Annotated in this window: 8 protein-coding genes; 7 read left to right on the forward strand and 1 reads right to left on the reverse strand. The window is 66.8% G+C overall.

What is annotated here, in order from left to right:
* Positions 1-114 precede the first annotated feature (114 nt).
* The 6 genes from EO139_RS14005 (at position 115) to EO139_RS14030 (ending at position 9,964) form a co-directional block, all read left to right on the forward strand.
* Positions 115-1,932, forward strand: coding sequence for a DUF885 family protein (locus EO139_RS14005; protein WP_164739852.1), 1,818 nt, complete (start codon positions 115-117; stop codon positions 1,930-1,932).
* Complete coding sequence (locus tag EO139_RS14010; RefSeq protein WP_164739853.1) at positions 1,929-3,794, forward strand: DUF885 family protein; 1,866 nt, start codon at positions 1,929-1,931, stop codon at positions 3,792-3,794. Before EO139_RS14005 ends, EO139_RS14010 begins: the two co-directional genes overlap by 4 nt.
* A gap of 155 nt (positions 3,795-3,949) precedes the next feature.
* The gene (locus EO139_RS14015) at positions 3,950-5,536 is read left to right on the forward strand and encodes an APC family permease (RefSeq protein WP_126971106.1); all 1,587 of its coding nucleotides are present in this window, start codon (positions 3,950-3,952) and stop codon (positions 5,534-5,536) included.
* Positions 5,526-7,874 carry a S9 family peptidase gene (locus tag EO139_RS14020; protein WP_126971108.1) on the forward strand — a complete coding sequence of 783 codons (2,349 nt, stop codon included), beginning with the start codon at positions 5,526-5,528 and terminating at the stop codon, positions 7,872-7,874. The genes EO139_RS14015 and EO139_RS14020 overlap by 11 nt, the downstream gene beginning before the upstream one ends.
* On the forward strand, positions 7,871-9,511 hold the full coding sequence (locus EO139_RS14025) for a DUF5597 domain-containing protein (protein WP_126971110.1): 1,641 nt from the start codon (positions 7,871-7,873) through the stop codon (positions 9,509-9,511). The genes EO139_RS14020 and EO139_RS14025 overlap by 4 nt, the downstream gene beginning before the upstream one ends.
* 156 nt (positions 9,512-9,667) lie before the next feature.
* Entirely contained in the window at positions 9,668-9,964 is a 297-nt protein-coding gene (locus EO139_RS14030) for a hypothetical protein (protein ID WP_126971112.1), read from the forward strand.
* Between the two features lie 634 nt (positions 9,965-10,598).
* Here EO139_RS14030 and EO139_RS14035 read toward each other — a convergent pair.
* Positions 10,599-11,759 (reverse strand): DUF5694 domain-containing protein, encoded by a 1,161-nt coding sequence (locus EO139_RS14035; protein WP_241235965.1) that lies wholly within the window; start codon positions 11,757-11,759, stop codon positions 10,599-10,601.
* A 498-nt stretch (positions 11,760-12,257) separates the two neighbouring features.
* Here EO139_RS14035 and EO139_RS14040 point away from each other — a divergent pair, with 498 nt between their 5' ends.
* Positions 12,258-14,615 (forward strand): Tat pathway signal protein, encoded by a 2,358-nt coding sequence (locus EO139_RS14040; RefSeq protein WP_126971114.1) that lies wholly within the window; start codon positions 12,258-12,260, stop codon positions 14,613-14,615.
* Positions 14,616-14,747 lie beyond the last annotated feature (132 nt).

Consider the following 14,747-nt stretch of genomic DNA (forward strand, 5'->3'; position numbering starts at 1 on the left):
GAGCGCACCCGGGCGCGACGGGCATTTCCGATAAAGCCCGACGCGCATTTCCGATAAAAAGCCGTCGCGCTCAGGCGCGCTCCTACCGCCGCCATTGCATCCTGGAGTCACTGCATGAACCACCTGCGTCCTGTCGCCATCGGCCTGCTGGCCGCCGCCCTGTTCACTGCCTGCAAGCCGGCGCCGCCTGCCGCGGAAACGTCGGCTGCGGCCATGGCCGCGCCGACCGGCGAACAGGCCGCCAAGGCCTTCGATGCGCTGCTGGACAAGCAGTGGCAATACCACCTGCAGCACAACCCCGAGTTCGCCAGCATCATCGGCGACAAGCGGTACAACGACCGTTGGAGCGACTATTCGCTCCAGGCCGTGCAGGCCGAACGCAGCGCCACCGCCGAGCTGCTCACGCAATTCGAAGCGATCGACAGCAAGACGCTGGACGAGCAGCGCCAGCTCAGCCTGCAGATGATGCTCGGCCAGCTGCGTGACACGCTGGAAGGCATCGACCTGAAGACCTACGCGATGCCGCTGGAGCCGATCGGCGGCATCCAGCTGGGGCTGGCCGGTTACGGCGATGCGTTTCCGTTCGAGAACGCCAAGGATTACCAGGACTACATCAAGCGCCTGCAGACGATTCCGACGGTGATCGACCAGGTGATCGCGGTGTCGCGCCAGGGCGCGAAGGACGGCCTGGTGCAGCCGCGGTATCTGCTGGAGCGCCTGCCCGAGCAGATCGACAAGATCGCTGCGCTGACCGGCGAGCAGAGCCCGTTCGCCTCGCCGCTGAAAAAGCTCGATGCCGCGGTGCCGGCCGACCAGCGCGACGCGCTGCGCACGCAGTTGCTTGCCGCGATCGCGCAGCAGGTGCGCCCGGCCTACGCCAAGCTGGCCGCGTTCGTGCGCGACGAATACGCCGCGCAAGGGCGCGCGCAGGAAGGGCTGTGGTCGCTGCCCGATGGCGAACGCCGCTATCGCTATGCCATCCATACCCAGACCACCACCGACATGGCGCCGGAGCAGATCCATCAGATCGGCCTGCAGGAAGTGGCGCGCATCGAAGGCGAGATGACGGTGATCGCCAAGGCGCAGGGCTTTGCCGACCTGGCCAGCTTCCGCAAGGCGGTGGACACCGACAAACGCCACTTCGCCAGCTCCGGCGAGCAGATCCTGCAGCAGTACCGCGATTACATCGCCGCGATGCAGCCGGAGCTGCCCAAGCTGTTCGGCCACTTGCCCAAGACCGCGCTGGAGGTACAGGCGATGCCCGCATTCCGGCGCAGCGCGCCCGGCGCCGAATACTGGCAAAGCAATCCGGAAGGCACCAAGCCGGCGATCGTGAAGGTCAACACCAGCGACTTCGCCAGCCGCACCCTGGTCAATATCGAAACCACCGCCTATCACGAGGGCGTGCCGGGCCATCACCTGCAGATCTCGCTTGCGCAGACGCTGCCATTGCCGCCGTTCCGGCAGCAGGCCGGCTACAACGCCTATATCGAGGGCTGGGCGCTGTATGCCGAGCGGCTGGGCAAGGAGATCGGTTTCTTCAAGGACCCGTACAACGACTACGGCCGGCTGTCGGGCGAGCTGTTGCGCGCCAATCGCCTGGTGCTCGACACCGGCGTGCATTACAAGCGCTGGAACCGCCAGCAGATGGTGGATTTCTTCCACGCGCATCCGTCCGACGACGAGCCCAGCATCCAGTCCGAAACCGATCGCTATATCGTCTGGCCGGGCCAGGCCCTCGGCTACAAACTGGGGCAGCTGCAGATTCTTGCGCTGCGTGCGGAGGCGGAAAAAGAACTCGGCGACCGCTTCGATGTGCGCGCCTTCCACGATGCGGTGCTCGGCGGCGGCGCCATGCCGCTGGCGATGCTGCAGCAGCGCGTGCGCCAGTGGATCGCGCAGGCCAAGGCGGCGCCGGAGGCACGCGGATGAGGACCATCACCGTCTTGCGCGCGAGCGCATTGGGTGTGCTGATTGCTGCCAGCCTGGGCGGCACCGCAATGCAGGCGCAGGCCGCAGCGCCGGCAGCAAGCACGCAGGACAGTGCAGCGGCACGCTTCAAGGCCTTGTACACGCGCGAATGGCGCTGGCGCCAGGCGCAGTTGTCCGGCGCGGTGGATGAAGACAATCAGGCCACCCAGGACAGGCAGTCCGACCATCTGCCCAAGGTCGATGTGGCCACCCAGAACCTGCGTACCGCGTATTGGCAACAGGCCTTGAAGGAACTGGATGCGATTCCGGCAGCGCAGTTGCCGGCCGAAGATCAGGTGAGCTACCAGGTGTACCGGCAGCAGCTGCTGGTGCTGCTGGACCAGCAGCATTTCCGCGCCTGGGAAATGCCGTTCAACAGCGACTCGGCGTTCTGGAGCGACCTGGGCTTCAACGCGGAGGTCAAGCTGCGCACGCGCGAGGACTACCAGCGCTATCTGAAGATGCTGGCCGATATCCCGCGCTATTTCGCCGAGCACACCGACAACATGCGTGCCGGCCTGGCGCGCGGTTTCAGCCAGCCCCGGGTGACCCTGACCGGGCGCGACCAGTCCATTGCCGACGTGGTGCAGGCAAAGGGCGAGACCAATCCGTTCTACGCACCGTTCAAGCAGATGCCGGCGACGCTGCCTGCCGACGTGCAGGCGCAATTGCGGCAGCAGGCGGTCAACACCATCGATGCGCAGGTGCTGCCCGCCTACGCCAAGCTGCTGGACTTCATCCGCAACGAATACCAGCCGCGCGCGCGCACCACGCTGGCCGGCGAAGCCCTGCCGGATGGGCAGGCGTACTACCGCGCGCAGATCCGCGAGTTCACCACGCTCGATCTCAGCCCCGAGCAGATCCACCAGATCGGCCTGCAGGAAGTGGCCAAGCTGCGCACGCAGATGGATCAGACCATCGCCGCCAGCGGCTTCAAGGCGCCGGCCGGGCAGGCGGTGTTTCCGGCCTTCCTGCAGTTCCTGCGCAGCGACCCGCAGTTCTATGCCAGGACACCGGAACAGTTGCTCAAGCAGGCCGCCTGGGTCGCCAAGCGCGTGGACGCCAAGGTGGGCGATTACATCGGCCGGCTGCCGCGGCGACGCTTCGCGATCGAGCCGGTACCGCCGGACCTGGCGCCGTTCTACACCGGCGGCCGTGGCGGCCCCGGCATCTACCTGGTCAACACCTACAACCTGCCATCGCGGCCGCTGTACAATCTGACCGCGTTGACGCTGCACGAGTCCTCGCCCGGCCACGCGCTGCAGATGCCGCTGGCGGCCGAGGCGCAGGGGCTGCCGGAGTTTCGCCGCTACGCCTATATTTCTGCCTACGGTGAAGGCTGGGCGCTGTACTCGGAGTACCTGGGCCAGGAAATGGGCATGTACGACACGCCCTACGACCGCTTCGGCTATCTGACCTACCAGATGTGGCGCGCCTGCCGCCTGGTGATCGACACCGGCATCCACCACCAGGGCTGGACGCGCGCGCAGGCGCAGGCCTACCTGCGCGACAACACCGCCCTGAGCGAGCATGAAGTCACCACCGAGGTCGATCGCTACATCGCCTGGCCGGGGCAGGCGTTGTCCTACTACCTGGGCGAGTTGAAGATCCTGGAACTGCGGCGCAAGGCCGAAGCCGCCCTGGGCGAAAAATTCGACCTGCGCCATTTCCACGATGCGGTGCTGCAGACCGGTTCGGTGCCGCTGCCGGTGCTGGAAGCGCGCATCGACCGGTTCATCGCCGACGGGGGTGTCTCGCCCTATGCGGACGGCACCGCGGCAGATGCCGCCGATGCAGGGCCAGGGGCGGCTGCCGATGACTGAGTGCGGCCAGATGCGCCTGCATCCGTTTGCCGGACCTGTGTTGCTGCCGTCGTACAAGACCACCGACGCACGATCGCAGAACCACTGACCGCCATACGCCACGCACGACCACGCCATCTTCCGCAGCACGCGCTTTCATTTGTCCGGGGCCAGCTATGACCACACACGGTGCGACCACGCAAGGCAAGTTCCACAAGCGACTGAGCCTGACCGACCTGACCTTCATCGGGCTGGGCTCGATCTTCGGGTCGGGCTGGTTGTTCTCGGCCAGCCATGTCTCGTCCATCGCCGGACCGGCCGGCATCCTGTCGTGGATCCTCGGCGGCATTGCGGTGTTGCTGCTCGGCCTGGTGTATTGCGAACTCGGCGCCGCGCTGCCGCGCGCCGGCGGGGTGGTGCGCTACCCGGAGTATTCGCATGGCGCCTTGCTGGGCTCGTTGACCGGCTTCATCACCCTGATCGCGTTTTCCAGCCTGATCGCGATCGAGGTGGAAGCGGCGCGGCAATATGCGGCGGCGTGGTTTCCGGTGCTCAACCAGCCCAACGGCACCCATCCCAGCGTCTGGGGCTGGCTGGTGCAGCTGGCCCTGCTGCTGCTGTTCTTCCTGCTCAACTACTTCAGCGTCAAGACCTTTGCGCTGGCCAACAACATCGTCAGCGTCTTCAAGTTCCTGGTGCCGATCCTGGTGATCGTGCTGCTGATGAAACACTTCAACGCAGACAACCTGAGCGTGCACGGGTTCGCACCGTCGGGCATGGCCGGGGTGGAGGCGGCGATCTCCGCCGGCGGCATCATCTTTGCCTACCTGGGGCTGACGCCGATCGTGTCGGTGGCCAGCGAGGTGCGCGACCCGCAGCGCAATATCCCGATCGCCCTGATCCTGTCGGTGGCCTTGTCCACGGTGATCTATGTGCTGCTGCAGCTGGCGTTTTTGGGCAGCATCCCGGCCGCGCAACTGGCGCCGGGCTGGAGCGGCATCGACAAGGTGTTTGCGCTGCCGTACCACGACATCGCGTTGGCATTGGGGATGGCGTGGCTGGCCGCCCTGGTGATCTGCGATGCGATGGTCTCGCCCAGCGGCACCGGCAACATCTACATGAATGCCACCCCGCGCGTGGTGTACGGCTGGGCGCGTAGCGGCGGGTTCCTGCCGGTGCTGACGCGGGTGGATCCGGCGTCGGGCATTCCGCGTCCGGCATTGTGGCTGAGCCTGGGCTTGTCGATCTTCTGGACGCTGCCGTTCCCTTCGTGGGAGACCTTGATCGGCGTGGTGTCGGCCGCGCTGGTGCTGAGCTATGCGGTGGCGCCGGTCACGGTGGCGGCGTTGCGCCGCAGCGCGCCGGAGCTGCCGCGTCCGTTTCGCGTCCGTGGCCTTGCCGTGCTGGGGCCGCTGTCGTTCATGGTCGCGGCCTTGATCGTGTACTGGTCCACCTGGCCGACGCTGTCGTGGTTACTCGGCCTGCAGGTGCTCGCGTTCGCGCTGTACGTGCTGTATCGCCTGCCTTCGCGCGCGGGCAGGGCACGCCTGCTGCGCCAGGTGCGCGCATCGCTGTGGTTGATCGTGTTCTTCGTGCTGGTGATGGCGGTGTCCTGGGCCGGTACGTTCGGCGGCCACGGCTGGATCGCGCATCCATTCGACACCGTGAGCGTGGCGGTGATCGCGTTCTTCATCTATCACTGGGGCGCGCGCAGCGGCTTGCGCAGTGACGAGCTGGCGCTGGAAGAAGACGATGGCGAATGACGCTCGGCGTCCCGCATGGGCAGTGCAGGTCTCGCGCGCCATGGCCGCCTGCATGCTGTTGCTCGCCGCCACTGCGCAGGCGGAGCCCGGGGTGCCCGATTACCAGCGTTCGCTCGGCCTGCGCGCGCACTGGAGCACGCTGACCGAAAACGTCGCCTGGCCGGCGCAATGGCAGGACGACGGTACGTTCTACTACCGCAAGACCGTGCCTGGTGGTTTCGCCTTCGTTCGCGCGGACGTGGCGACAGGGCACAAGCAGCCGGCCTTCGACCAGGCGCGCGTGGCGCAGGCGCTGCAGGCCGCCACCGGCACCGCATATGCGGCGTTGGCGTTGCCGTTCGAGCGGTTTGCGTACTCGCAGGAAGGCGCGCGCGAAGACGGCGCGATCGTGTTCGCCATCGGGGAAGCATCCTGGCGCTGCAGCTTGGCCACGTATCAATGCGCGCCCGATGCCCCCGGCCGGCAACCGCAGTCGCAGCAGCGACCACGCGGCTTTGGCGTGGTACGCGACCCGGATGTGGCGGCCGACACCACCCCGCGCCGTTCGCCCGACGGGCAATGGGAAGCGCTGGCCGATGGCTGGAACCTGGTCGTGCGCCGGGTGGCCGATGGCCGAAGCGTGCAGCGCACCGACGATGGACGCGCCGAGGATTATTTCGATCCGGAAAGCATCGCCTGGTCGCCTGATTCGCAGCGGTTGGCGGTGTATCGGGTACGGCCGGGTACTGCGCGCCGCGTCACCCGCGTGGAGGCCGCGCCGGCCGGACGTCTTCAACCGCTCGTGCACACCCAGCTGTATCCCAAGCCGGGCGATGCGGTGGATGTGGAACGGCCGGTGCTGCTGGCGGTGGATGGCACGCGGCGGGTGGTGGACAACGCCTTGTTTGCCACGCCGTACTCCTTGTCGCCGCTGCAATGGCGGACGGATGGGCGCAGCGTGAGCTTTGAGTATGTGCAACGCGGCTTTCAGCACATGCGCGTGATTGCGGTGGATGCCCGCAGCGGGCGGGCGCATGTGGCCGTGGCCGAAGACGCACGCACCTTCGTCTATGCAGACCGCAGCTTTCGTCACGATGTGGACGCGCATGGCAGCGAGATTGTGTGGATCTCCGAACGCGACGGCTGGCGGCACCTGTATCTGGTCGATGGCCGCAGCGGCAGGTTCAAACGCCAGCTCACGCACGGACAATGGATCGTGCGCGATGTGCTGCGCGTGGACGACGCGCAGCGGCGCATCTGGTTCACCGCCAGCGGCATGGATGCGGGCAAGGACCCGTACTACCGGCAGCTGTACAGCGTGGATTTCGACGGCCGCCGGTTGACCCGGCTGACCCACCGCGATGCCGATCACGATGTGGCGATCGCAGAGGACGGCCGGCATTACGTCGATGTCTATTCGCGCCCGGATCTGCCGCCGGTGATGGAACTGCACGCCATCGATGGCCGGCTGCTGCAGCAGGTGGAGCAGGGCAACATCGACAAGCTGCTGGCGGCCGGCTGGCGCGCGCCGGAGACCTTCGTGGCCAAGGGCCGCGATGGCCGCACCGACATCTGGGGCATGGTGGTGCGCCCACGCGATTACGACCCGCACAAGAAGTATCCGGTGATCGAGAACATCTACGCCGGCCCGCACGACTCCTTCGTGCCGAAGACGTTCTGGCCGTTCGGTTATCACTCCGGTGGCGACAAGCAGATCGGCATGCAGGCGCAGGCGGATCTGGGCTTCATCGTGGTGATGATCGACGGCATGGGCACCGCCAACCGCTCCAAGGCCTTCCATGATGTGGCGTGGAAGAACCTGGGCGATTCCGGCTTTGCCGATCGCATCGCCTGGCACCGTGCGCTGGCCGCCAGGGATCGGTCCTACGACATCGGCCGGGTCGGCATCTACGGCGCCTCGGCCGGTGGGCAGAGCACGCTGGGCGCGCTCGAGCGCCATCCGGAGTTCTACAAGGTGGGCGTGGCGTTTGCCGGTTGCTACGACAACCGCATGGACAAGATCAGCTGGAACGAGCAGTGGATGGGCTGGCCGGTGGATGCCGGGTATGCGCAGGCCTCGGGCGTGGTCAATGCCGCCAAGTTGCAGGGCGACCTGCTGCTGATCGTCGGCGAGCAGGACAGCAATGTGGACCCGGCCTCCACCGCGCAGGTGGTCGATGCCCTGATCAAGGCCGGCAAGGATTTCGAGCTGCTCAACGTGCCTGGTGGCGAGCATTCGGTGGGCCGTTCCAGCGGGCCGATCGACTATGTGCAGCGTCGCCAGTACGACTTCTTCGTGCGCCACCTGCGCAACGAACCCACGCCGCACTGGAATTCACTACCGTCGGAGGCGCGATGATGCATGTGTTTGCCCTGAACATACCGCAGCCGCGTGGCCGCCTCGCGGCCTTGCTGTGGTCGCTGGCGATGTTGGCCGCCAGCGTGCCGCTGCTAGCCAGTGCAGAAGAGCTGCCGCGCTTCGTCACCCAGAACGGCCGCCATGCGCTGTTTGTCGATGGCGCGCCGTACACCGTGCTGGCCGCGCAGCTGCACAACTCCAGTGCCTGGCCGGCCGTGCTGCCCAAGGCGCTGGACGAGGTGGTCGCGCTGCATGCCAACACGGTGGAAGCGCCGGTGTACTGGGAGCAGTTCGAGCCGGCGCCTGGCCGTTTCGACACCACCAATGTGGATGCACTGATCGCCGGCGCACGCAAGCGCGGCCTGCGCGTGGCCTTGCTGTGGTTCGGCAGCTGGAAGAACGGCCAGATGCATTACGTGCCGGAGTGGATCAAGCGTGACGACACCACGTACCCGCGCATGCGCGATGCCAATGGGGAACCGGTAGACGTGCTGTCGCCGCATGTGGCCGCCAACATGCAGGCCGATGCGCGTGCCTTCACCGCGTTGATGCAGCACCTGCGCAAGGTCGATGGCGACCGCCACACGGTGATCCTGGTGCAGGTGGAAAACGAGCCCGGCGCGATCGGCACGGTGCGCGACCATGGCCCGGCCGGCGAGGCGGCGTTCGCGCAACCGGTGCCCGCTGCGATCGCGCAGGCGCTGGGCAAGCCGCAGGGCAGCTGGCAACAGCTGTTCGGTGCCGAGGCGGCCGAAGCCTTCAATGCGCATGCGACGGCGGCGTATATCGAACAGGTGGCCGCGGCCGGCAAGCACGCCTATCCGCTGCCGCTCTACGTCAACACCTGGCTGCGCTACAAAGGCAAGCGTTACCCGAGCATGGATTATCCGTCCGGAGGTGCGACGGTGAACGTGTTCGCGCTGTGGCGCGCGGCCACCCCGTCGATCGACTTCATCGGCACCGATATCTACACCAGCGACTACAACGAATACACCAAGGTCATCGGCCAGTACGCGCGGCCGGACAATCCGGCCTGGGTGTCGGAGACCGGCTTCGAAGCGGCGACGGCGCCATACCTGTTCCATGTGCTGGGGCAGGGCGGGATCGGCTTTTCGGTGTTTGGCATGGATGGCAACCCGGACAGCGCAGCCAACCGCGCCGCGATTGCAGCGCACGCGGCCAACTTCAAGCTGCTGGCCCCGCTGCAGCACGTGATCGCCCGGGCCGCCTTCGATGGCCGGCTGCAGGCGGTGGCCGAACAGCCCGGCGCCCCGCAACGCACGCTGCGCTTTGGCGACTGGCAGGCCAAGGTGTCGTTCGGCGCGCCGCTATGGGGCGATGCGCCGGCGATCCTGCCGGGTAACGACGACCGCGCCGGCCGGCTGCTGGTGGCGCAGCTGGGGCCTGAGGAGTTCCTGGTCACCGGCATGGCCGCGCGGATTGAATTTTTCCGCGACGCAGCCGATACCCGTCATGGACAACTGTTGCGGGTGGAGCAGGGGCGGTACGTGGACGGGCGCTGGCAGGTCGAAAGACAGCTCAACGGCGACCAGACCGACTACGGGCTCAACTTCGGGCGGGTGGATGCGGCCGGCGAAGTGCCGGTGGTGTTGCGCGTGCGGGTAGGCACGTATTGAGCGTGCGTGAAGCGACCACGTGGTCGTGAAGCGGACCTCGTCTGAATCGGTGGTTTGTGCGCGTGGTGGTGCGGCGTGCCTGGCATCGGCACCGCGCTGGTAGGTGGGTAAAACGAGTGTCATCGGGTTTTTCATAGTGTCCGTACCGGAGCCATCATGAGCATCAGCAGCATCGCCAGTTCCGGAATGCAGGTCGCTGCACTGCGCCAGCAGGTGGCCGCCAGCAATGTGGCGCGCCAGCCGGTGGGCGGCAGCCCACGTCAGGCCGTTGCAGCCAGCACGCAGCTCAGTGGTGGAGTGGCAGCCAGCGTGGTCGATGCCACCTCCGATCCAGCGGCACCGGCCAGCGATCTGGTCGAGGGGCTCTCCGCACGCAACGATTTCCAGGCCAACGCCAATGCGCTACGGCGTTCCGACGAGATGCTGGGTAGCTTGCTGGATGTGCTGACCTGAGGGCCTGGATTGACGAAGGCCGGTTGTCGATCTAGTGCATTAAGTGCACGGCCTTCGCCTTGATGCCGCATCTGGCTGCACCTGAAACCGGATTTACGTCCTGCATTTCGTGGAGTCAGCGAATTGATGGCTGCTGCTCATGCCGGTATCGATAATTGCGGTTGTCTTGTCTGCGGGTGTTAGGACCGTGCGGGCAGCCCGCAAGCGTAGAGCGGCTGATCTGTTACCTGGCTGCCGGGCCCTTGCCCGCCCACCATCGCGGGACACGCCGTGAATCCGTCCATGGAGGCTCTTACGCGGCATCCATGCCGCGTAAGGTCCCGCGACGGTAGGCGGGCAAGGACCAGTCGAGATGGTCGGCGCGCAAGGTCGCGAGCAAAACATGACGTGTGTTGTTTGGAGCGTCGCCTCCGATCAGCCTTCCAATGCACCCCGAGCAACAAGCAGATTTTTGCCAAATCACCGACCAACTCTCTGATGCGGTGCCCTCGCCGGTTGCGGACCGTATGGCGGCATGGATGCCGAGACCGATCCCCCAGGGAAGGACTTACGGCGTGTCCCACGAGCGGCGAGGGCACCGCGCCCTCGGCCAATCAGGCTTTTGCGTTAGAGCGTCACGCTGAAGTCGTTGTACTCACTTTCCGTCAGCACCCAGCACCTGCGCCGCATCCACGATATCCACGCCCTGCAGCTGTTCCAACCAGTTGTCGAACCAGGGCTTGTGCATCGCGCCCACCACCGCCAGCACACGTGCACCGGGTTGGTCGGCAAAGCTGGCACGCACGTTGGACACCATGCGCAGGTTGCGGATCTCCCAGCCGGATACGTAGCGATAGCCGTAGTGTTGCGGCGAGGTGTCGCTCAACGCAGCGCGGAAGTCCACCTCGATCGACAACTGCTGGTTGGCCGGAAGGTTGATCGCGCGATAGAGCTCCAGCAACTTGCCTTGACTAGCCAACTGGTCCTCGCGCTCACGCATGGTGCTCGCCCGCGGTGCGGCCTTGTCCCAGGCGGCCTGGATCGCCTTGCCATACGCCGCCGGGTCGCCCAGGTCAACGTTGTCGCCGGTGTGATCGTCAGCCGGGTGGACGCGCTGCAGGCCAAGGCGTGCCGCCAACCGTGCGGCGATCTGGTAACTCTCGTTGGGGCGCTGTTCCATGCTGCGCAGTCGCGCGACCAGCGCCGCATCCAGGCCATCGCCGCTGCGCTGTTCGGCTGGCGCAAGCTGCAGCCACTGCACCAGCGCAGATGGTGGCTCGCCCGAGGCCAGAAACAGCGCAGCCAGGTGCCGACGCTGTGCCGGTGTGGGCGCGCTGGGCAAGCTGCGGAGCGCTAAACGGACCTGGCCGAGAGCGGTGGGAACGTCCAGCCCGGTGGCACGCGCTGCCTCGCTGGTGTCGGGGCAATAGGTCGTGGTGTCCTCGGGCAGATACACCGCCGGATGGCGCCGCATCAGGTCGCAGGTTTCGCCCGACAGGTCCTCTGTGGTGATGATGGTCGGCGCGTACGCGGCCAGCCGGTCCATCAGCGGTTGCAGCCGTGCTGCACCGATGTCGCTGCCCTTGGGCAATTGCGATAGATGCACGCTGCCGAGCACCAGCACCTGGGTGCGTGGCGCGGCCATCTCGGCATCCAGTTGCGACAGATCCACCTGCGCCTGCGCGATGCAGGGCGCGATCAAGGCCAGCCACAGCCAGCAATGCGCCGGACGTTGCCTGGCGGACGCGCTGCCGGCATCGAAAAACGGCGCTGTGGCGCGGGCACTGTGCGCGATGCGCGGTGAGGATGGCTGCATGACGGTCCTTGTGGTGGGCTTGGGATGCGCGGCGATCTGGCGACGGTGCCGCCTGCGTCTGTACAGCCAGTGTGGCTGCCAGCGCAGATGCTGGCGTGGCCAGAAAGTCACGCGGCTAAATGGCAGGGCGACGGACAGGCGCTGCACTGCTGCCGCGAGGGCCGTGCGTCACCAACTGCAGCCGACATCCGGCAGCCGGCAGCCTGCGGGTTGGAACAGTCTGCTCAGATGCGTATCGTCGATGGCGCCAAGGCTGGTGTCGGCGTATCGCTGGCGATGCGCGGTAGCTGCTCCGTCGGCACGCCAGCGCTGCTGCCGCGCTCACTGCCAGTGCTCGATCACGCGACAGCCAACCGGCACGGCAGCGCAACAGGCGCGATCGTTGGTCGACCGGTGCGCGGTTATGTGCGGATTTCCGCACACGTGCCAGACAGCTGCCACAAGACGCAAGCCGCGCAGTCGCGCACGATGTGGATGAGATCACTCGAGGGCGCGACGATGGACCGCAGGACCTTTTTGCGTCAGGGCATGGCGGCGACCGCGGCGGTGGGCGCAGGTGCCGCGCTCGCGAAGCCGGGCACGCCGCACACCCCGGCGACGTTGCCGCCACCGGCGCTGCCACGTCTTGAAGCATTGCCGTCGGCCGCACATGTCGGCAGCAAGCTTTGCAGCTTTCGGCATCTGCAGCAGCAGTGGACCGTCTACGAGCATCTCGACAACCCGCAGGGCCAGCTGACGCTGTGGACCGACAGCGGCATGCTGCGCCTGGACAAACGCACCGAGCCGGCCTATCCGGCCGAGGGCAAGCCCTACTTCGGCATGCCGCTGGCCGAGGTGGCGATGGCCGAGGCCGATCTGCTCGCCGACCGCCTGCTGCGCGATGGCGACCCGGACGAGGCGCAGGTGCGCGATGTCGCGCCGCCTCCGGCCTCGCTGCTCGACCCCAAGGACACTGGCGGGCGCTGGCCATGGACCACCTTCGTCGGCACGCGCGAAGGCCTGGACACCATGCCGATCCTGCCCAACGGCCGTAGCCGCACCGCGCGGCCCGAACACGCCTTCCCCGAGCTGGGCGACGAGGCGCTGATCAAGCGGCGCGAGGAAGGCCTGCTGGGCGGCTGGATGCCGGCGGTGCGCAAGGTGATGCGGCGCGACGGCGAGGCCGATGGCTGGTACGACGTGCTGGTGTTTGCCGATGTGCGTGCCAGCGATCGCTTCGTGGTGCAGACCTGGCACCGCACGATGCATGTGCGTGGCGGGGAGATCGTCGGCGTGCATTACACCCACAGCTATCCCGCGTTCGCACCGTCACGCAAGCCGGCCACTGCCGAACAGTTCTACGCGGCCTTGCTCGATTTTGCCGCGTACTGGCAGCAGGCCCTGGACGGCACGGTGCAGGCGCAACTGCCCGATGCCAGCTGGAATGCCATGGCGCAGTTCGCCTTTGCACGCGAGCTGGTGGTGCGCCCGGGTGGCGATTACCCGAAGTACGGTGCAGTGGAGCGCGACTACTACGGCAACGAGTACGACGGTTTCCAGGACACCTTCACCAGTTCGTTCTACGCCAATCTGGAATGGGGCCGCTTCGCGCAGGCCGCTGCGGTGCTGGACAACTATTTCGACGAGTTCGTGCAGGACGACGGCCTGCCGAACATGCGCGGGCCGGAGGTCGGTCAGTTCGGGCTGACCCTGTCGCTGCTGGCGCGCTATCTGCGCTATACCGGCGATGCGGCCCGGCTGCGCCGCCTGCTGCCCAAGATCGCCGCCACCGCGCAGCTGCTGTGCGAGCTGCACGACCAGGCGCTGGCCTTGCCGCGCAGCGCGCATGGGCATGGCCTGCTGCACGGCTGGAACGAATCCGATGCCTGCCTGTTTCCCGACCCGTCGCTGTGGTGGAAACCGTATTACGCCAACAGCGCGCTGACGATTCGCGGCTGGGAAGACATCGCCCAGGTCTGGACCACGCTCGGCGGCGATGCCGGCCTGGCCGCGCAATGGCAGCGTCGCGCCAGGCAGTTGCGTGCACGGCTGCACGCCAGTCTGCGTGCCAACGTGCGTCGCGATCTGTCGCCGCCGTATGTCGGCCCGTTGCCGGGCACCACACTGACGTTTCGCCAATCGTTGCTGCAGGAAAAGCCCAGCGAGCAGCAGTGGCCGCATCGCGCCTACGCCGAGTTGCTGCAGGCCGATGTACTGCCCGAGGACCTGGCCAACCTGGTGGTCGACTGCCTGCGCGGCCATGGCGGCACCAGCATCGGCGTGGTGGCCAATATCGCACCGCCGGAGCCGGGCAGCCGCGATCTGCTCGGCTTCATTTCCTACGGCTATGCGCAACAGCTGCTGCGGCTGGATCGCATCGAAGAGTATCTGTTGTTCGTCTATGCGCATCGCTACCAGGTGCATACCCGCGGCAGCTGGACCGCCGGCGAGGTCAGCGGCATCACCGGCGGCATGCCGTTGTTCTGCATCCCCGCGCAGATGACCATCCCGTTGCTGCTGCGCTGGATGCTGGTCAGCGACGACAGCGCGGGCGAGCAGTTGTTCCTTGCGCGTGCGCTGCCGCGCGCATGGCTGGCCAGTGGCGCCGCGATCGGCATCACCGCAGCGCCCACACGCTGGGGCAAGCTCACGCTGAGCTTGCGCGCTGACGTGGAGGCACGCCGTATCGATGCCGAGGTGCAACTGCCGGAACGGTCACCCAGGCACACCTGGCTGAGCCTGCGTGTGCCCAAGGGTCAGAAGCTCACCCGCGTGCTCGTCGACGGCAAGCCGGCGCGTCCGCAGGGCCCGCATGCCGATCGTGTGGCATTGCCCGGCAGCACGGCGGCGGTGAAGGTGCAGGCCTGGTACGCGTGATGGGTCGTTGGCGCGATGACCGTGCCAGCCCTGTCGCGTTACCGCGGCCGCCATCGACCACGGAGGCCTTCGCAGGCCGTTGTGTACAGGCCGCTTCGGGCATGCACCCCATTGCCAATGCACGTCCTCCCA

This window comes from Xanthomonas sp. BRIP62411 (assembly GCF_003993525.1).
In the GTDB taxonomy this organism is placed as follows: domain Bacteria; phylum Pseudomonadota; class Gammaproteobacteria; order Xanthomonadales; family Xanthomonadaceae; genus Xanthomonas; species Xanthomonas euroxanthea.